Genomic DNA, 18198 nt, shown 5'->3' on the forward strand with positions numbered 1-18198 from the left:
TCGAAAATCCCCCTTTTGCCCTGCGGTCGCCTGCGGCCCCGGCTCCATCTGACCTGAATCTCCACAGCCCCTAAGTGAAGTTCTCTATTGCACGGCGAACCTGTTATGAGCGTGATCGCTATCGGCCTGCTCCGCCGCCCCCCCGCCTGAAGCGGCTCACTTCCGTCCGAACAGCTTTTCGATATCGCCGTGAGCGAGCTTGATCCATGTCGGGCGGCCATGATTGCACTGACCTGAGTGGGGCGTCACCTCCATCTCGCGCAGCAAGGCGTTCATCTCCGCAACCGATAGCACACGCCCCGCCCGGACCGAGCCATGGCAGGCCATCGTGGCCGCGACATGGTTGATCCGCTCCCTGAGCGTGAGCGCCTGATCAGTCTCGGCAAGGTCGTCCGCCAGATCGCGCACCAGCCCTTCCGCATCACCTGCGCCGAGCATCGCGGGCGTCGCGCGCACCAGCATGGCGGCGGGGCCGAAACGCTCCAGCTCCAGCCCGAACTCCGCCAGCTCGCCGAGGCGGGTTTCCAGCCGGTCACAGCTTGGTTCGTCGAGCTCCACCACCTGCGGCAGCAACAGCGCCTGCGCGGCGACTCCCTGCCCCTCCCCCTCCAGCGCGCGGCGCATCCGCTCCAGCACCAGCCGCTCGTGCGCGGCGTGCTGATCCACGAGGACGAGGCCATCCTCCGCCTCAGCCACGATATAGGTCTTCGCAACCTGCCCGCGCGCGATACCGAGGGGAAAGGACTGAACAGCAGGCGCGGGCTGATGGGCGGCCTCCGCGCGCGCGGCGGGCATGGGAATGGCCGGTGCATAATCGCCCCACTGCCGAACGGCATCGGACACCAGAAAGTCAGCCGATGGTCGATCGGCGATACCGCCGTCCCGTCGTTCAAAGATCGGCAGGCTACCGATGGGCGTGGGAGACGGTGCTTCCGCGCGCCACATGCTCATGGCTGCCATGTCGGGCCGCTGTGCCGACCGCACACCCGCTTCATCGAGCGCGCGCTTGAGGCCGCTCACGATCATCCCGCGCACGAGGGCGGGATCGCGAAAGCGCACCTCGGTTTTGGCGGGGTGGACGTTCACATCGACTTCCGAGGGCGGCACATCGAGGAACAGCGCGAGCACCGGATGCCTGTCTCGCGCGAGAAGATCCGCATATGCGCCGCGCACCGCGCCGAGCAGCAGCCTGTCCCGCACCGGGCGGCCATTGACGAACAGATAGAGGTGATCGGCGACGCCGCGATTGTAAGTAGGCAGGCTGGCGACGCCTGAAAGGCGCAGCCCTTCCCGCTCCAGCGAGACGATGACGTGATTGTCTGCCAGCGCCCGATCGGTCAGCGCCGCAACGCGCGCCTCGCGGCCCTCGCCCGGTTGAACGGCAAGCGCGCGCCGCCCATCATGCTCCAGCGAGAAGGCGATGTCGGGATGCGCCATCGCCAGGCGGCGGACGACATCAAGGCAGGCGGCATATTCGGCACGGGCAGAGCGCAGGAACTTGCGGCGGGCGGGCACACGGCCGAACAGATCCTCGATGCGCACACTCGTCCCCGGCGGCACGGCGCAAGGGCCCTCGGTGACCAGCGCGCCATTGTCAACCACGCGTTGCCAGCCATCGCGCCCGCGCACCCGGCTCTCCAGCGTCAACCGCGCCACCGAAGCGATCGACGGCAGGGCCTCGCCGCGAAAACCGAGCGTTTCGACCGCCTCGATGCGCTCGTCGGGCAACTTGGAGGTGGCGTGCCGCTCCAGCGCAAGCGCCATGTCTTCCGCGCTCATGCCGCAACCGTCGTCGATCACCTCGATTCGCTCGATCCCGCCGCCCGATAGCCGCACCGTGATGCGGCTCGCGCCCGCATCGATGGCGTTTTCGGTCAGCTCCTTGAGCGCGCTCGCCGGTCTTTCAACCACTTCACCAGCGGCGATACGGTTGACGAGGTGTTCGGGCAGGCGGCGTATTGACATATCGCCCTGACTAGCCCAAGCGGGCGCATTCCGCGAGCCGGGGCCGGATATTTTTTCATACCTGTTCCGGTGCGGCCCGCATGGCGCGAACCCCAGTTTACAGGATCAGGCATGTCGATTTTCACCCGCTTGTTCAAATTCTCCTCGCAGGACATGGCAATCGACCTGGGTACCGCCAACACCGTAGTTTATGTGCGCGGGCGCGGCATCGTCCTCAATGAGCCGTCGGTGGTTGCGGTTGAGACGATCAACGGCATCAAGCGGGTGAAGGCCGTGGGCGACGACGCCAAGCTGATGATGGGCAAGACGCCTGACTCGATAGAGGCGATCCGCCCGCTGCGCGATGGCGTGATCGCCGACATCGATGTCGCCGAGCAGATGATCAAGCATTTCATCACCAAGGTGCACGGCGGCAAGGCACGGCCCTGGCGCTTCCCGGAAATCGTGATCTGCGTGCCGTCCGGATCCACAAGCGTGGAGCGCCGCGCGATCCGCGATGCGGCGAGCAATGCCGGCGCCTCTCAGGTATTCCTGATCGAGGAGCCGATGGCCGCCGCGATCGGCGCGGACATGCCGGTGACAGAGCCGATCGGCTCGATGGTGGTCGACATCGGCGGCGGCACGACAGAGGTTGCGGTGCTGTCGCTGCGCGGCCTCGCTTACACCACATCGGTGCGCGTGGGCGGCGACAAGATGGACGAGGCGATCGTCTCGTTCGTGCGCCGCCATCACAATCTGCTGATCGGCGAAGCCACGGCGGAGCGCATCAAGAAGGAATTCGGCGTCGCCCAGCCACCCGCTGACGGCATCGGCGCGACGATCCACATCAAGGGCCGTGACCTTGTGAACGGCGTGCCCAAGGAAATCAGCATCACGCAGGCGCAGATCGCAGAGGCGCTGGCCGAACCCATCGGCACCATCGTCGAGGGTGTGCGCATCGCGCTGGAAAACACCGCGCCGGAGCTGGCGGCGGACATCGTTGACCAGGGCATCGTGCTCACCGGCGGCGGCGCGCTGCTGAAGGGCCTGGACGACGAGCTGCGCGACGAGACCGGCCTGCCCGTCACGGTCGCCGAGGATCCGCTCACCTGCGTCGCCATCGGCACCGGTCGCGCGCTGGAGGACCCGATGTTCCGCGGCGTGCTGCAAACGGCGTAACGGCTAGAGGAGTACGCCTGCCATGGCGCGACCGCCCAGTCGCCGTCCCGGAGTGAACAGGCGGGCGCAATATGGCTTGTTCGCCAGCTATGTGATCACCATAGCGTGCGCCGTGGTCGGCCTGTTGCTTGTCGTGATATCGGCAGCCGACCCGGCGGGCTTCGCCGTGTTGCGCGCGGGCGCTGCGACTTTCACCAGCCCGATTGCCTCCACGCTCAAGTCCATGGTGCGCGGCTTTGGCACCATCGACGAGCAAATCGTCGCCTATATCGACGCGGGATCACAGAATGCGGATCTGCGGCGGCAGGTGGAAACCAACCGCGTCAAGCTGATCGAGGCCGAGGCGGTAGCGCAGGAAAATGTGCGCCTCAAGAAGCTGCTCGGCATTGCGCAGGAGAGCCAGGACAGGGTCGCGATCGCGCGGATGATATCATCCTCCTCCTCTATCAGCCGCCGCCTCGCGCGCATCAACGCGGGCAGCAACGCCGGGGTTGCACCGGGCATGCCGGTGCGCGCGCCGGAGGGGCTGGTCGGCCGTGTGCTGATCGTCGGCCCGAGCAGCGCGGACCTGCTGCTGCTGACCGACAGCCAGAACATCGTTCCCGTGCGCCGCGCCAAGGACAATATCGGCGCGATCTGCTCCGGCCGGGATGACGGGACGCTGGAGATCAAGCCGCTGAGCGCGGGCGCGAACCCCTTTCACCCCGGCGACATATTGGTCACGACCGGCACAGGAGGCATTTATCGGCCCAACATTCCGGTGGCCATCGTCGTTGCGCTACGCGAGGGCTATGCCATCGGCGTACCGCTGGCCAGCCCCGCCCGGGTCGAGACCGTGATGGTGGAGCGCGCCTATGACGCGAACATCCCCGCCCCGGTCGCGCGCTCAACTGCCCCCGGTGAGGCGTCTTCGGGAACGGCGCAGTGAACCAACCTGTCCCGCGTCTTGGAAATACGCCCACGCCGTGGCGGATGGATGGCACGCCGATCCTCACCGTGTTGCTGGCCTCCGCATTGCCGACGCTGCTCCCGCTCGTCGCGCAGGCGCCGACGCTTCCGCCCTTTGGCCTGCTGTTGTTCGTAGGTTGGCGCCTGTTGCATCACGAAATCTGGCCGCTGTGGATGGCGGCGCCATTGGGCGCGTTCGACGACGTGATGAGCGGCAACCCGCTGGGTACCGCGATCTTCCTGTGGTCTGTCATCAACCTTGCGATAGAAATGGTCGACACCCGGCTGTTCTGGCGCGATTACTGGCATGACTGGTTGATCGCGCTCGGAGCAGCGGCGGCCTTCCTGTTCGGCGGGCTTGTTTTTGCGCGACTGTCAGGCAGTAGCGCGCCGGTGGCCTTGATCCTTCCACAAATCCTCTGGTCTGCCCTGCTCTATCCGCTTATTGTGCGCGTGGTCGCCCGAACGGACCGCTGGCGCATGATGGCATGAAATTTCCCAAGCTCACCCCGAAGAATATCACCCAGGCCAACCTTTCCCAGACCTTCACGCGCCGCGCCATGGTGCTGGGGGCGATACAGGGGGGGATCGGGGTGATGCTCGCCGCGCGGATGGGCTGGATCAGCATCGCCGAGAACGAGAAATACTCGCTGCTCGCCGAGAGCAACCGCGTGAACCTCACGCTGGTGCCGCCCCGGCGCGGCTGGATCATCGACCGGCACGGCAGGCCTATCGCCAAGAACCGCACGGATTTCCGCGTCGATATCATCCCCGACCGGCTGCAGGACCGGGAACGGGTGGTGGGGACGCTGGCGCAGCTGCTCTCGCTCGCGCCCGAGGATGTCGACCGCATCAACGAGGAGCTGGACAAGGCGGCCGGATTTCAGCCGGTGCAGGTGTCTGACAAGCTGAGCTACGATCAGTTCGCAGCCATTTCCGTCCGCCTGCCCGACCTGCCCGGCATCGCGCCCGCGCAGGGCTTTTCGCGCGATTATCCGGCGGGGCCGTCTGTCGGCCACCTCATCGGCTATGTCGGCGTCGCATCCGCCAAGGATTATGAGGAGCGCAAGGACCCGCTGCTCATCACGCCGGGGTTCAAGATCGGCAAGGACGGGCTGGAACGCACGTTCGAGGCCGCGCTGAACGGCAAGCCGGGCGCAAAGCGCGTGGAGGTGACCGCGCGCGGCAAGGTGGTGCGCGAACTCACCACCCGGCCGGACACGCCGGGCAAGACGATCCAGCTCACGATCGACGCGGGGCTGCAGGAATATGCGGGCCGCAGGCTCGGCACGCAGAGCGGGTCAGTCGTTGTCGTCGACTGCCGCACCGGTGATCTGCTTGCCATGGCATCCATGCCCAGCTTCGATCCCAACAGCTTTTCCGACGGCATCGGTCATATGGAATGGGACATGCTGAGCCAGGATGACCATGTCCCGCTCCGCAACAAGACGCTTCAGGGCCTTTACCCCCCCGGATCGACCGTGAAGCCGATGGTTGCCCTCTCATTCCTCGAGGCGGGCCTCAGCCCTAACGAGACCGTGCATTGCGGCGGAGCCATTCGTGTGGGCAATGGCAGCTTCCACTGCTGGCGGCGCGGCGGACATGGCGCGGTGAACATGCATCGCGGGATCGAGCAGAGCTGCGACATCTATTTCTATGTGATGGCGCAGCGCCTTGGCATGCAGGTGATCGCGGATATGGCGCGCAAGCTTGGGCTGGGGCAGAAATTTCCGCTGCCCTATCCCAGCCAGAGCTATGGCACGGTACCGGATGCGGCGTGGAAGAAGAAAAAATACAAGGAAGACTGGCAGGTCTACGACACGGTGAACGCCACCATCGGCCAGGGCTATATGCTGGTGAACCCGTTGCAGATCGCGATGATGGCGGCGCGGCTGGCCTCCGGCAAGGCGCTGATGCCTAACCTGCTGTTCGGCGCCAAGCGTCCGCCTGCACAGCCACTCGGCGTCTCGCGCGAGCATCTGGAGATCATCTGGGCGGCCATGCGCGATGTGGTGAACGGGGGAGGCACAGGTGGCGGTGCCCGCCTTTCCGTCCCCGATGTGCTGATGGCTGGCAAGACGGGCACCGCCCAGGTGCGGCGCATCACGATGGCGGAGCGCGCGGGCGGCGTGCGCTCCAACGCCTCGCTCGCCTTCAAGCTGCGCGATCACGCGCTGTTTCAGGGCTTCGCGCCCGCCGAAAATCCGCGCTATGCCATCGGCACCATCATAGAACATGGCGGCCATGTCGATATCATTCAGGACGCCCCGCGCATCTCCGGCGATGTGATGAGCTATCTGTTCGACCCCAAGGGCGCGATGGAACGCCTGCTCAACTATGAGAAGAATTGGGGCGGGGATCCGTTCGTTCGACAGGAGAAGCAGATGGCGGCCTATCGCGCGGCCCATGGCATGGCCCCCCCCGCCCCACCTGCAGACAATGCCGCGAATAGCGCAAGCGAGGCCCGGCCCGGTGCGGAAGACGCTCCTGCGGCTGCCACACAGGCTGATGATCCCCCCGCCGCTCCAAACGGCAATGCGCAAGAGGCGGCAGAGTGAGTGTCATCCCCTCCACCGTCGCCCGACTGCCCTGGCGGGTCATGCTGCTCGTTGGTGCCATAGCCTGTTTCGGGGTCACGGTATTGTACAGTGCGGCTGGCGGCAGCATGACGCCCTGGGCGATGAACCAGCTGATACGCTTTCTGTTGTTCACGGGGATGGCGGTGGTGATCTCGCGCGTGCCGGTGGAGCTGTTCGCGCGCATGGCATTTCCCGCTTATGGTGCGGTGCTGGGCGCGCTGGTGGTGGTGGAGCTGATAGGCGGTGTCGCGGGCGGCAGCCAGCGATGGATCAACCTGGGATTCATGCAGCTCCAGCCTTCGGAGTTCATGAAACCGGTCATCGTGCTGGCGGTGGCGCGCTTCTACGCCAGACTTCCGGTGGGGGAAACCCGCCGCTGGACGGCGATCTGGCCAGCGCTCGTAATGATCGGCGTGCCCTGGGCACTCGTGCTGATCCAACCCGATCTTGGTACCGCGACCATGATCGCGGCCGGCGGCGTGACGGTGATGTTCCTCGCCGGGCTGCCGCTGCGGCTGTTCGTCGGCTCGGCGCTGGCAGGAGCCGCGATCATCCCCATCGCCTTTAGTTTCCTGCATGAATATCAGCAGAAGCGCGTGCTGATCTTCATGGACCCGGAGAGCGACCCCCTCGGCGCGGGCTATCATATCAGCCAGTCGAAGATCGCGATCGGCTCGGGCGGGCTATGGGGCAAGGGCTTTCTCCAGGGTACGCAGAGCCATCTCGATTATCTGCCTGAAGGGCATACCGACTTTGTATTCGCCACCATGTCCGAGGAATGGGGGCTTGTCGGCGGGGTGGCGCTGATTGCGGCTTTCATGCTGCTGTTTCAGTGGGGCATCCGCGTTTCGATGCGCGCTCAGGACAGGTTTTCGGCGCTCATCGCGGCTGGACTGACGACGACGGTTTTCTTTTACGTCGCCATCAACCTGATGATGGTGATGGGTCTGGCGCCGGTCGTGGGCATCCCCCTGCCCTTCATGTCCTATGGCGGCTCCTCGATGCTTACGGTGATGCTGTGCATCGGCATCATCCTAGCGGTGGATCGAGACAGCCGACGGGGATCGGGAGCCGGATGGCGATGACGGCGGATCATCGGCACCTGATAGCGCGGCGCTCGTCCCCGGCTCGTCATAATGCCCATCCAGCCTGAGCCTGAGCGCCCATCACGCTGCTTTGCGCCGGTATGCGACGCCGACGTTCGCCTGCTGGTGCTCGGCAGCCTGCCCGGCCAGCGATCGCTGGCGATGCAGCAATATTATGCGCATCCGCAGAACCAGTTCTGGCGGCTGATGAGTGAAGTGACTGGCGCGAGCCTGGTCGCGCTGCCTTATGAGGAGCGGCTTGCCGGCCTGCTGGCCTGCGGCATCGGGCTGTGGGACGTGATCAACGAAGCCACGCGGCCCGGCAGCCTCGACACCCGGATAACGGGTGCTCTGCCCAATGACCTGGCAGCTTTGCTCGCCAGCCTGCCCAAGCTGCGCGCCATGGCCTTCAATGGCAAGACAGCGAGCCGTATCGGCCGGCGCCAGCTCGCTGGCACAGGATCGATCACAACTGACATGGCGCTCATCGACCTGCCGTCGAGCAGCCCGGCCTACACGCTGAGCTATGCCGAGAAGGCCCGAAACTGGATCATGCTGAGAGACTGGATCGGGGCCTGAACTGACCCGATATCAGGAATGGGGCGACCGATGGGATCCGAACCCACGACCTCTGGTACCACAAACCAGCGCTCTAACCAACTGAGCTACGATCGCCACATAAACGACGCCCCGTGCGGGGCGGACGGTCACTTAAGCGCGCCTGCCCCCAGCGTCAAGCAGGCAAATGCCCTCGCCGGGCCATCAGCAGCAAAAAGGGCGGAGCCGAAGCCCCGCCCTCACATCCTCCCCAAAACTCCCGCCACAGAGGCGGGAACAGGATCTGGCCATACCGCTGCGCCCACTTAGCGCGCGTGCGGCGACACTATCAGTTGACGGCGTCTTTCAGGCCCTTGCCGGCCTTGAACTTCGGCTGCGACGACGCCTTGATGGTCATGGTCTCGCCGGTGCGCGGGTTGCGACCGGTGGACGCCTTGCGCTTGGAAACGGAGAAGGTGCCGAAGCCGACGAGGCGCACTTCGTCGCCCTTCTTCAGAGCACCGGTGATCGCGTCGAACACGCCCTCGACGGCCTTTGCCGCGTCCGTCTTGCTGAGACCGCTACCGTCGGCGACCGCGCCAATAAGATCCTGCTTGTTCATGGTATGGGAACCCCCTCGTTGCTTGTGTTGAAAGTAGGAATCGGTAATTCGGGAGCGCCATAAATGCTCGGTTTTTGGCGTCTGTCAAAGGGTAAAGCCAAAAAAATCGTGCGGTTGTGCCGAAGGGAAGGCGAGCCTCACCCTCCGACAGACCGAATCTTAATGCCGCACCGCAACATCAGTGTCGCTGGCAGCGGACGAAACCGGCTGCGCGGCGAGATCATCCTCTTCCGACCAGGAGATCGGCTCAAGCGGAGTGGCAAGGGCGCGGGCCAACACTTCATCGACATGGCTGACCGGGACGATCTCCAGATTTTCGGTGATATTTGCCGGGATTTCGGCCAGATCTTTCTCATTTTCGATCGGGATCAGGACGGTACGGATGCCTCCCCGCAGGGCAGCCAGGAGCTTTTCCTTGAGTCCGCCGATGGGCAGCACCCGCCCCCGCAAGGTAACCTCACCGGTCATCGCGACATCCTTTCGCACCGGCACACCAGTGAGGGTGGAAACGATGCTCGTGACCATGCCGATACCCGCCGATGGGCCATCCTTGGGCACGGCCCCTTCGGGCAAGTGGATATGAATGTCCTTGCGGTTGAAGATGCTGGGACGGATGCCGTAGCCCGGCGCGCGCGCCTTCACATAGGAGAATGCGGCCTGCACCGATTCGGTCATGACCTCACCCAACTTGCCGGTGGTCTTGATCTGCCCCTTGCCCGGCACGGTGACGGACTCGATGGTCAACAGCTCGCCGCCCACCTCCGTCCAAGCGAGACCGGTAACGGCACCGACCTGGTTTTCCTCCTCGCCCACACCATGGCGGAACTTGCGCACGCCAGCGAACTCGGAGAGGTTTTCCGATGTGACCTCGACGCTTTTCACGCCGCCCTCAAGGATCTTGCGCAGCGCCTTGCGGGCGAGCCGCGCCACCTCGCGCTCCAGCGTGCGGACGCCCGCCTCGCGCGTGTAATAGCGGATCAGGTCACGCAGGCCGGCCTCGGTTACCATGAATTCGTCCGCCTTGAGGCCATGCGCCTCGATCTGCTTGGGCACGAGGTGCCGCTGCGCGATCTCGACCTTTTCGTCCTCGGTATAACCTTCAAGCCGAATGATCTCCATCCGGTCCAGCAAGGGCTGCGGCAGGTTCAGCGAGTTCGCGGTGGTCACGAACATCACATCCGAGAGATCGAGATCGATCTCCAGATAATGATCCTGGAACCGGGAGTTCTGCTCCGGATCCAGCACCTCAAGCAACGCGGAGGCGGGATCGCCACGGAAATCCTGGCCGAGCTTGTCGATCTCGTCGAGCAGGAACAGCGGGTTCATGCTGCCCGCCTTCTTGAGGTTGGACACGATCTTTCCCGGCAGCGAGCCGATATAGGTGCGGCGATGGCCGCGAATCTCGGCCTCGTCGCGCACGCCGCCCAGCGACTGGCGCACGAATTCGCGGCCGCACGCCTTGGCGATCGACTTGCCGAGCGAGGTCTTGCCGACGCCCGGAGGGCCGACCAGGCACAGGATCGGGCCTTTCAGCTTGTTGGTGCGCGCCTGGACTGCGAGATATTCGACGATCCGGTCCTTGACCTTTTCCAGCGCGAAATGATCGGCATCTAGGATTTCCTGCGCGCGCTTGAGGTCGTTCTTGACCTTGCTGCGCTTGCCCCAAGGCAGGCCGAGCAGCACATCGAGATAATTGCGCACGACCGTGGCCTCGGCCGACATCGGCTGCATGGACTTGAGCTTCTTCAGTTCCGCGTTGGCCTTGGCCTTCGCTTCCTTGGTCATCTTGAGCTTGTTGATCTTGTCCTGAAGCTCGGCCAGCTCGTCGGCTTCGTCGCCCTCGGCGCCGCCCAGCTCGCGCTGAATCGCCTTCAACTGCTCATTGAGATAATATTCGCGCTGGGTCTTCTCCATCTGGCGCTTGACGCGGCCGCGGATCTTCTTCTCGACCTGCAGCACGCCCAGCTCGCCTTCCATGAAGGCGAAGACCATTTCGAGCCGCTTGGCAGCGTCCGTCTCTGTGAGCAGAGCCTGCTTGTCCGACACCTTGACGCTGATGTGCGCGGCGACGGCATCGGCGAGCCGCCCCGCCTCCTCGATCTCGCGCAGCTGCACTGGCGTTTCGGCGGGCAGCTTCTTGTTGAGCTTGGCGTAATTCTCGAACTGATCGGCAACCGAGCGCATCAGCGCCGAAGCCTGCGGCCCGCTCGCGCCCTGTTCTTCCGCGGCCTCGACCTCGGCGGAGACATAGCCGTCTGCGTCCGACACCGCCTGAAGGCGGGCACGCTGCTTGCCCTCGACCAGCACGCGCACGGTGCCATCGGGCAGCTTTAACAACTGAAGCACGGTGGCGATCACGCCCATGTCATAAAGGGCGTCGCGATCCGGCTCGTCCTCGGCGGGATCTAGCTGGGAGACGAGGAAAATTTCCTTGTCCGCCTCCATGGCTTTTTCCAGGGCGACAACGCTTTTATCCCGTCCGACAAACAGGGGGACGATCATCTGCGGAAAGACAACGATGTCACGCAGGGGGAGCAGCGGGAATTGCATGTCTGTTCTAAACTCCTTGGCGCACCTGAATGGGATGCCGATCCTATATTGTGTTCTATAGTGCGCGGATCAATGGTGCGGCAGCCTTAGCGCAAAAAGCTGAAAATAGGATTGCTCCAACAAGCGCGGTTCGCCCATCAAAACGGCAGCTTGAAACCGGGCGGCAGCGAGAGACCGCTGGTCATTTTACCCATCTCTGCGCTGGACGCTTCATCGGCCTTCTTGCGCGCGTCGTTGAACGCGGCGGCGACAAGATCTTCCAATATCTGCTTTTCGGACGGCGCGAGCAGGCTTTCGTCAATGGAAACGCCGGTAATCCGCCCCTTGGCGGTGGCGCGGACCTTGATCACGCCGCCGCCGGCAGCGCCCTCGACCTCGATCTTGTCCAGGTTTTCCTGCGCGCGGGCCAATTCCTCCTGCACGCGCTGGGCCATGCCCAATATCTCGTTCAAGTCCTTCATGCGCTTTCGCTCCATTTCGCTTCGTCATCGGCAGGCAACAGCTCCGCATCGGGAAACGCCGCCAGCGCCGCCTGCATGACCGGGTGACTGAGAATATCTTCCTTGGCTTGCCGTTCCGCCTGCTCGCGCCGTTCCGACAGGGTTGGCTCCGCCTCGCCCTGAGCCAACCGCAACTGCCAGCGCCCGCGGGTTACCTCGTCGATCGCCACCCGAATGTGGTCGATCTGATCCTGCGCCATCGGCCGGGCGGGCTCGAAATCGAGCTCAGGCGGGGCGTAGCGGATCGGGCGGACGAAGTGCTCTATCTCGTCAGCAATCAGGCCCTTGTTGCGATCCCACAACAGCTTGACCAGCGCCTCGAAGCTGGCGGGAAGCGTGGCGGTGGGGGCGGATGATGGTGCGGCGGCGGGGGAACTTGCGGCATTCGGCGCGGATGCGGCGGGCGCCCCCCCTTCAAGCAGCCGCGCGAGCTCGGACGGATCGGGCAGGCTGGCCGCGTGGATGACCCGCAACAGCGCCATGTCCGCCGCTTGCGTAGGCATCGCGGCGCGCGCAACCTCCTCATGCCCCTTGAGCAGCAGCTGCCACAGCCGGTGCAGCGGCGCGAAGCCAAGCTGACTCGCCCAGTCGGCCAGCGCCTCCCGCTCCTCAACCGATTGCGCGGGGTCATCGCCCTTGCCGCCCGCCTTCAGCAGCGTGACGCCGTGTACTGTCTCCAGCAGACCGCGCAGGATGGAAAGCGGCTCGACGCCGAGATCATGCTGCTCGCGCATGAGAGCAAGGGCGCCAGACGCATCGCCTGCCAACAGCAACCCGAACAGGCGCCGGATTGCGCCACGGTCCGACAGGCCGAGCATTTCGCGCACCTGCGCGGCGGTGACGCGCGCACCATCGCCCGCCCCTTCGGTCTCGGCATGGGCGATCGCCTGATCGAGGATCGAGAGGCCATCGCGCGCGGAGCCTTCCGCCGCCTGCGCGATCAGCGACAAGGCCTCGGCCTCCGCCTCCACGCCTTCCTCGCGCACCACATGAGCGAAGTGTGCAGCGAGCTTTTCCGCCGAAATCCGCCGCAGATCGAACCGCTGACAACGGGAGAGCACCGTGACCGGCACCTTGTTGACCTCTGTGGTGGCGAACAGGAACTTCACATGGGCGGGCGGCTCTTCCAGCGTCTTCAACAGCGCGTTGAAGGCGTTTTTGGAGAGCATGTGCACTTCGTCGATGATGTAGACCTTGTAGCGCGCCGACACCGCCGAATAGCGCACCGCCTCGATGATCTCGCGCACGTCGTCAACGCCGGTGTGGCTGGCGGCGTCCATCTCGATCACGTCGATGTGGCGGCCTTCGGCGATGGCGAGGCAGGGTTCGCATTGGCCGCACGGGTCGATCGTCGGGCCGCCCTGCCCATCCGGGCCGATGCAGTTCAGCGCCTTGGCAATGAGGCGCGCGGTCGAGGTCTTGCCCACGCCGCGCACGCCGGTCATCAAAAAAGCATGGGCGAGCCGCCCGCGCCTGATCGCGTTACCCAGCGTCTGCACCATCGCATCCTGTCCGATCAGCTCGGCAAAGGTCTGCGGCCGATATTTGCGCGCGAGCACGCGATAGGCGCTGCCGGTGGTGGGCGGGGAATCGGTCATGCGGCTGTTCTAACGGCTCGCCGCATCATTGTCGAAGAATTGGCGGCGGCGGGTGCGAGAAAGTAGGAGCCGGAACGACCCGCAGCGAAATCACTGTGGCTGCTTCCGTCAGGACCTGACCAGGTTGGCGACGACCACGTCCGCCCGACTCCCGCGTGCCATATGGAGGCAACGCCGCCGAATTGCAATCAGGCGCTCACACGCCTTTCATGTCGCGCCATTCGCCGGGCATGCGCACGGTGAGGGTGTCCATGTCCGGCGGCAGGACGATCTGGCAGGCGAGGCGGCTGGTGCGGGTGGCAGCGGCAGCGAGATCGAGCATGTCTTCCTCTGCCTCCGAGGCGGGCGGCAGCCTGGCGAAATCCTCCGCAGCGATGATGACGTGGCAGGTTGAACAGGCCATCTGCCCCTCGCAAGTGCCTTCCAGCGGCTGGCCCGCAGCCTGCGCAATGTCTAGCAAGACCTCTCCGCTCTGCGCGGTAACCTCTTGAATATACTCGCCATCATCACTGATGAACCGGACTATGGGCATTGCCGTTCTTACTCCTGAGCCTGCGCCGCGCGGTTGATGATCTCGGCTGCGCGCTCAATCTCATCGAGCGTGGTATATCGCCCGAAACCAAGCCGGATCGAGGACCGGGCCTGCGCATCCGACAGCCCCAGCGCGCGCAGCACATGGCTGGGCCTGCCCGATCCGCTGGCGCAGGCCGACCCGAGCGAGAACGCGACATCGCGGCAATCGGCCATCAGCCGGGCGGCGTCCAGCCCCTCGCGGCGGAGGTTGAGGTTGCCGAGATAGCGGTGATCCACGCTGCCATTAAGCGTCCAACCGGCGAACAGTTCCCGCGCGCGGGCGTGGAGCGTTGCTACATGCGTGGCGTCAGCCTCGCGCCGCTCGGCCATCAGCCGCGATGCGACCCCGATCCCCGCGCACAGCGCGGGCGACAGCGTGCCGGACCGCAAGCCGCCCTCCTGTCCGCCGCCATGGATCAACGGCGGAAGATCAATGCCATTGCGCACCCACAGCGCGCCGATGCCTTTGGGGCCGTGGATCTTGTGCGCCGAAATCGCGATGATGTCTGCCTCAGCAGGCAGATCGACCCGCCCCACCCCCTGCACCGCATCACAGAGGAACAGCGCGCCTGCGCCCTGCGCCATCAGCCCAAGCGTGTCGACCGGCTGGATCACGCCGATCTCATTGTTGACCAGCATCACCGCCAGCACGGCTGTGCGCTCGTCGAGCGCATCTTTCACCACCGCCAGATCGAGCAGGCCATCCTGCCTTACCGGAAGCAGCACTGGGTCGAACCCCTCCGTGCGCAGCGCGAGTGCGGTGTCACGCACGGCGGCATGCTCGGTATCGGGCAGGAGGATGCGCACGCGGCGCGCGTCACGGCCACGCATGCTCCGCGCCGCGCCCACCAGCCCGATGTTGAGCGCCTCGGTGGCGCCCGAGGTGAAGACGACACGCCCCTCAGGCGGCAGCAGGGCCGCCACCTGATCGCGCGCGACTTCTACCGCCGCCGCCGCCGCGCGGCCCGGGCGATGCGCGCTGTGGGGATTGGCGAAATAGTCCTTGAGCCACGGCGTCATTGCCTCGAAAACTTCTGAGGGTAGCGGCGTAGTTGCCTGATAATCCAGATAGATCATGCGGCCTGACCTTTGGCCATGCCGCGCCACGCCTCGATGAACGCGCGTACCTCGGCCTCGCACGTCTGCGACCCGAAACTGACGCGGATCACTTCATCGGCGGCGTCATTGGCCCACCCGAGCGCACGCAGCACCGGGCTTGTCTTGAGCGTGCCGGACGAACAGGCCGCCCCGGCCGACACAGCGATGCCCGCCGCATCGAAGCGGATGAGTTGCGCGCGCGCCGAGACGCCCGGCATCCGATAGCTGGCGATAGTGGGGATGCGCTCTGCCGCGCCTGCCACAACTGCGCCACCCGCCTGGCACACAGCAGCGTCGATCATCGCCCGCAGACGCACCGCCTCGCCCATCCAGCCGCGCCCCTGCTCCACGGCAGCCGCCATGCCCATTATGCCCGGCAGATTCTCCGTGCCGCCGCGATAGCCCTGCTCCTGCCCGCCACTCGGCCGCAACAGCGAGAGGTCACGGACGAGAAGCGCGCCGACGCCCGGCGGCCCGCCGAACTTGTGAGCCGAGATGGCGATCATGTCCGCCCCCACGGGCAGGTCGATCTTGCCGGCGCTCTGCGCGCAATCGCACAGCATCCATCCGCCCGCCGCATGGATGCGCTCGGCGAGTTCGGCGATCGGCTGGATCACGCCGGTTTCGTTGTTCACATGCTGGATGGCGTGGAGCGCGGCTTCGCGTACATCCGTGACGATACCGTCGGCATCCACTGCGAGCCACTCGGCCGCATTGCCCGCCACGCGCAACACTGCATCATGCTCGGTGGGGGAAACGGCGATGCGCTCGGTGGCTGCTTGCCGCAGCGCGATGGAAATCGCCTCGCTTGCCCCTGAAGTGAAGATCAGTTCTCCATCCCAGCCCAGCGCGGCCTTGATGCGCCTCCGCGCGTCCTCCAGCGCCGCCCTTGCCGTGCGCCCATCGGCATGGGGTGAGGATGGATTGGCCCAGCGCGCCAGCCCATCGACCATCGCCTCACGCGCGGCATCGGTCACCGGCGTGGTCGCCGCGTGATCGAGATAGATGCGCTTTTGCGGGGTGAAAGACTGGCCGTTTGGCACGGATCGACTCATTTTATTGCGAAATTGCGGTTGCGTCCTATATAGGCGCTCCTTCATCCTTAGCCAGCGCCGAGCGCGGGCCGGGGTCCACCGTTCTAGCCAGACAGCCAGGTGCCATGCCCGACGTGATCTTTCCCGGCCCCGAAGGCCGCCTTGAGGGCCGCTTCAGCCCGCCGCCCCGCCCCCGCGCTCCCGTGGCGATGATCCTCCACCCCCACCCGCAAGGTGGCGGCACGATGAATGACCGGATCACACAGGCGCTCTACAAGACTTTCGTGAAACGCGGCTTTGCCGTGCTGCGCTTCAACTTCCGGGGTGTGGGACGCAGCCAGGGCACGTTCGACAACGGTATCGGCGAATTGTCTGATGCGGCAGCGGCGCTCGACTGGGTGCAGAGCTTTCACCCCGAGGCGCAGACGACCTGGATCGCGGGCTTCAGCTTCGGTGCGTGGATCGGCATGCAGCTGTTGATGCGCAGGCCGGAGATCCGCGGGTTCATCTCGGTCGCGCCGCCCGCCAACATGTATGATTTCAGCTTTCTCGCCCCGTGTCCGGCCTCGGGCATCATCGTTCAGGGCACGCACGACGAGGTGGTTACCGCCAACGCCGTGCAGAAGCTGGTCGACAAGCTGCGGACGCAAAAAGGCATCACGATCCATCATGACGAGATCCGCAACGCCAACCATTTCTTCGAAAATGAGCTGGATCAGGTGATGATGTCGGTCGACAATTATCTCGACATGCGGCTGTCGCCGGACAGCCCGATCAAATAATCATTCGATAGTCAAAACGCGAAAAGGCCGCCAGTCTCGGCGGCCTTTTCCCTTGGCTGATCAAAGCTCAGCGCTGCCCGCGCTGGGACTGATCCGAGCGGTCTCTCTCGTTATAACCACCCTGCTGGGAACCCCCCTGATTCTGCTGGTTCTGCTGGCCTGAGCGGTTCTGGTCCGTCTGGCCGCCCTGCTGATTGCGGCCCTGGTCCTGCTGGTTTTGCTGACCGGCACGGTTGCTGTCCTGCCCGCCCTGCTGACGGTTTTGATCATTACGGTTTTGATCGCCCTGGTTCTGGTTGGGATTTGCCATGGTAAAACTCCTCTACCTTTGCGTGTCCAACTCACAGACACATCATACCCAACCCGTGCTTGCGCATCCCGTTCCGGCCGATGAGAGAGGCTGTGGTGCTATTCGGTAAGGCGTTCAAAACTATAGAGGAATCGTCCAAATCGCCACATTCGCAAACATCACCAGACCGGCAATGATCATCAGCCAGGCGCGCTTGCTGTTCCCTGGCTGGCGGACGAACAGAAGACCTCCGCCCCCTGCCAGCGCCAGCCCTGCAAGCATCAGCACGGACAGCACTGTTCCGGATACGGGCGCGGCATTCATGGCATGTCTCCTTTTCGGCCACCCGCATAATCGGGCAACGCGACTGTGGCAATTGCGGGGCATCGCGCCTAGATAGGCGCCACAGCCGAATCGCTCCGCCAGAGGAAAGCCACAACCCATGCGCATCGCCATCGCGTCAGACCATGCCGCCATCGAGCTGAAAGCGCAGCTGGCCGGCTGGTTGCGCGAGCAGGGGCATGAGGTGGACGACCTCGGCCCGCATGACGGCACGTCCGTCGATTATCCGGATTATGGCTACAGGCTGGGCCAGGCCATCGCCGGCGGCGCGGCCGAGCGAGGGGTTGCGCTCTGCGGATCGGGCATCGGCATTTCGATTGCCGTGAACCGCAATCCCAAATGCCGCGCGGCACTTGTTTCCGAGCCGCTCTCCGCACAGCTGGCGCGCGAGCATAACGACGCCAACGTCATCGCGATGGGTGCGCGCCTGATCGGCCCGGAAATGGCCAAGGCGTGCCTCACCGCCTTCCTTTCGACCGACTTTGGCGGAGACCGCCACCAGCGCCGTGTCGACAAACTCTCGAACCCTTCGCTCTGA

18 protein-coding genes, 1 tRNA gene and 1 other RNA gene are annotated in these 18198 nt (G+C 64.8%); 8 read left to right on the plus strand and 12 right to left on the minus strand.

Annotated features, from left to right (window positions below; translation table 11 throughout):
- Nucleotides 1-156: 156 nt before the first annotated feature.
- Entirely contained in the window at nt 157-1965 is a 1809-nt protein-coding gene (gene mutL, locus OOT33_RS06505; protein ID WP_307749188.1) for a DNA mismatch repair endonuclease MutL, read from the minus strand.
- Nucleotides 1966-2076: 111 nt separating this feature from the next.
- On the opposite strand from mutL, the gene OOT33_RS06510 reads away from it, so the two are divergent.
- The 6 genes from OOT33_RS06510 to OOT33_RS06535 are packed head-to-tail and all read left to right on the plus strand — an operon-like array spanning nt 2077 to nt 8314.
- Nucleotides 2077-3123 carry a rod shape-determining protein MreB gene (locus OOT33_RS06510; RefSeq protein WP_307749189.1) on the plus strand — a complete coding sequence of 349 codons (1047 nt, stop codon included), beginning with the start codon at nt 2077-2079 and terminating at the stop codon, nt 3121-3123.
- Between the two features lie 22 nt (nt 3124-3145).
- Nucleotides 3146-4051 (plus strand): rod shape-determining protein MreC, encoded by a 906-nt coding sequence (gene mreC, locus OOT33_RS06515; RefSeq protein ID WP_307749190.1) that lies wholly within the window; start codon nt 3146-3148, stop codon nt 4049-4051.
- Nucleotides 4048-4563 (plus strand): rod shape-determining protein MreD, encoded by a 516-nt coding sequence (mreD, locus tag OOT33_RS06520; RefSeq protein ID WP_307749191.1) that lies wholly within the window; start codon nt 4048-4050, stop codon nt 4561-4563. The genes mreC and mreD overlap by 4 nt, the downstream gene beginning before the upstream one ends.
- Nucleotides 4560-6629 carry a penicillin-binding protein 2 gene (mrdA, locus tag OOT33_RS06525; RefSeq protein ID WP_307749192.1) on the plus strand — a complete coding sequence of 690 codons (2070 nt, stop codon included), beginning with the start codon at nt 4560-4562 and terminating at the stop codon, nt 6627-6629. Before mreD ends, mrdA begins: the two co-directional genes overlap by 4 nt.
- A complete protein-coding gene (gene rodA, locus OOT33_RS06530) occupies nt 6626-7735 on the plus strand; it encodes a rod shape-determining protein RodA (protein WP_307749193.1) in 1110 nt (369 codons plus the stop codon). Before mrdA ends, rodA begins: the two co-directional genes overlap by 4 nt.
- Nucleotides 7736-7786: 51 nt before the next feature.
- Nucleotides 7787-8314, plus strand: coding sequence for a DNA-deoxyinosine glycosylase (locus OOT33_RS06535; RefSeq protein ID WP_307749195.1), 528 nt, complete (start codon nt 7787-7789; stop codon nt 8312-8314).
- 19 nt (nt 8315-8333) lie between these two features.
- Here OOT33_RS06535 and OOT33_RS06540 read toward each other — a convergent pair.
- From OOT33_RS06540 to OOT33_RS06580, 9 genes are all read right to left on the minus strand, one after another.
- Nucleotides 8334-8410, minus strand: a tRNA-His gene (locus OOT33_RS06540).
- A gap of 211 nt (nt 8411-8621) precedes the next feature.
- Nucleotides 8622-8894 (minus strand): HU family DNA-binding protein, encoded by a 273-nt coding sequence (locus OOT33_RS06545; RefSeq protein WP_307749196.1) that lies wholly within the window; start codon nt 8892-8894, stop codon nt 8622-8624.
- Nucleotides 8895-9053: 159 nt separating this feature from the next.
- Entirely contained in the window at nt 9054-11444 is a 2391-nt protein-coding gene (gene lon, locus OOT33_RS06550) for an endopeptidase La (RefSeq protein ID WP_307749197.1), read from the minus strand.
- Between the two features lie 137 nt (nt 11445-11581).
- Nucleotides 11582-11905, minus strand: a complete 324-nt coding sequence (locus OOT33_RS06555) for a YbaB/EbfC family nucleoid-associated protein (RefSeq protein WP_307749198.1) — start codon at nt 11903-11905, stop codon at nt 11582-11584.
- Nucleotides 11902-13542, minus strand: a complete 1641-nt coding sequence (locus OOT33_RS06560) for a DNA polymerase III subunit gamma/tau (protein WP_307749199.1) — start codon at nt 13540-13542, stop codon at nt 11902-11904. The genes OOT33_RS06555 and OOT33_RS06560 overlap by 4 nt, the downstream gene beginning before the upstream one ends.
- A 59-nt stretch (nt 13543-13601) precedes the next feature.
- Nucleotides 13602-13697, minus strand: an RNA gene (ffs, locus tag OOT33_RS06565) — signal recognition particle sRNA small type.
- A gap of 41 nt (nt 13698-13738) precedes the next feature.
- Complete coding sequence (locus OOT33_RS06570; protein WP_307749200.1) at nt 13739-14074, minus strand: 2Fe-2S iron-sulfur cluster-binding protein; 336 nt, start codon at nt 14072-14074, stop codon at nt 13739-13741.
- An 8-nt stretch (nt 14075-14082) separates the two neighbouring features.
- Nucleotides 14083-15192: an aminotransferase class V-fold PLP-dependent enzyme gene (locus OOT33_RS06575; RefSeq protein ID WP_307749201.1), complete on the minus strand. Its 1110-nt coding sequence runs from the start codon at nt 15190-15192 to the stop codon at nt 14083-14085.
- Nucleotides 15189-16268: a cysteine desulfurase family protein gene (locus tag OOT33_RS06580; protein ID WP_373690507.1), complete on the minus strand. Its 1080-nt coding sequence runs from the start codon at nt 16266-16268 to the stop codon at nt 15189-15191. Before OOT33_RS06580 ends, OOT33_RS06575 begins: the two co-directional genes overlap by 4 nt.
- Nucleotides 16269-16372: 104 nt before the next feature.
- Here OOT33_RS06580 and OOT33_RS06585 point away from each other — a divergent pair, with 104 nt between their 5' ends.
- A complete protein-coding gene (locus OOT33_RS06585; RefSeq protein WP_307749203.1) occupies nt 16373-17029 on the plus strand; it encodes an alpha/beta fold hydrolase in 657 nt (218 codons plus the stop codon).
- Between the two features lie 67 nt (nt 17030-17096).
- Here OOT33_RS06585 and OOT33_RS06590 read toward each other — a convergent pair whose 3' ends face one another.
- A complete protein-coding gene (locus OOT33_RS06590; RefSeq protein WP_307749204.1) occupies nt 17097-17339 on the minus strand; it encodes a hypothetical protein in 243 nt (80 codons plus the stop codon).
- Between the two features lie 120 nt (nt 17340-17459).
- On the minus strand, nt 17460-17642 hold the full coding sequence (locus tag OOT33_RS06595; protein ID WP_307749205.1) for a hypothetical protein: 183 nt from the start codon (nt 17640-17642) through the stop codon (nt 17460-17462).
- A gap of 118 nt (nt 17643-17760) precedes the next feature.
- Between OOT33_RS06595 and rpiB the strand changes: the two genes are divergently transcribed.
- On the plus strand, nt 17761-18198 hold the full coding sequence (gene rpiB / locus OOT33_RS06600) for a ribose 5-phosphate isomerase B (protein ID WP_307749206.1): 438 nt from the start codon (nt 17761-17763) through the stop codon (nt 18196-18198).

It is taken from the genome of Sphingobium sp. DEHP117 (assembly GCF_030867385.1).
In the GTDB taxonomy this organism is placed as follows: Bacteria; Pseudomonadota; Alphaproteobacteria; order Sphingomonadales; family Sphingomonadaceae; genus Sphingobium.

Coding starts and splice junctions, on each gene's coding strand:
- lon (WP_307749197.1), bottom strand. CDS start 11,444: ATGCAATTCCCGCTGCTCCCCCTGCGTGACATCGTTGTCTTTCCGCAG.
- OOT33_RS06585 (WP_307749203.1), top strand. CDS start 16,373: ATGCCCGACGTGATCTTTCCCGGCCCCGAAGGCCGCCTTGAGGGCCGC.
- OOT33_RS06590 (WP_307749204.1), bottom strand. CDS start 17,339: ATGGCAAATCCCAACCAGAACCAGGGCGATCAAAACCGTAATGATCAA.
- mreC (WP_307749190.1), top strand. CDS start 3,146: ATGGCGCGACCGCCCAGTCGCCGTCCCGGAGTGAACAGGCGGGCGCAA.
- OOT33_RS06510 (WP_307749189.1), top strand. CDS start 2,077: ATGTCGATTTTCACCCGCTTGTTCAAATTCTCCTCGCAGGACATGGCA.
- OOT33_RS06545 (WP_307749196.1), bottom strand. CDS start 8,894: ATGAACAAGCAGGATCTTATTGGCGCGGTCGCCGACGGTAGCGGTCTC.
- OOT33_RS06575 (WP_307749201.1), bottom strand. CDS start 15,192: ATGATCTATCTGGATTATCAGGCAACTACGCCGCTACCCTCAGAAGTT.
- rpiB (WP_307749206.1), top strand. CDS start 17,761: ATGCGCATCGCCATCGCGTCAGACCATGCCGCCATCGAGCTGAAAGCG.
- OOT33_RS06580 (WP_373690507.1), bottom strand. CDS start 16,268: ATGAGTCGATCCGTGCCAAACGGCCAGTCTTTCACCCCGCAAAAGCGC.
- OOT33_RS06595 (WP_307749205.1), bottom strand. CDS start 17,642: ATGAATGCCGCGCCCGTATCCGGAACAGTGCTGTCCGTGCTGATGCTT.
- OOT33_RS06560 (WP_307749199.1), bottom strand. CDS start 13,542: ATGACCGATTCCCCGCCCACCACCGGCAGCGCCTATCGCGTGCTCGCG.
- OOT33_RS06570 (WP_307749200.1), bottom strand. CDS start 14,074: ATGCCCATAGTCCGGTTCATCAGTGATGATGGCGAGTATATTCAAGAG.
- OOT33_RS06535 (WP_307749195.1), top strand. CDS start 7,787: ATGCCCATCCAGCCTGAGCCTGAGCGCCCATCACGCTGCTTTGCGCCG.
- OOT33_RS06555 (WP_307749198.1), bottom strand. CDS start 11,905: ATGAAGGACTTGAACGAGATATTGGGCATGGCCCAGCGCGTGCAGGAG.
- mrdA (WP_307749192.1), top strand. CDS start 4,560: ATGAAATTTCCCAAGCTCACCCCGAAGAATATCACCCAGGCCAACCTT.
- mutL (WP_307749188.1), bottom strand. CDS start 1,965: ATGTCAATACGCCGCCTGCCCGAACACCTCGTCAACCGTATCGCCGCT.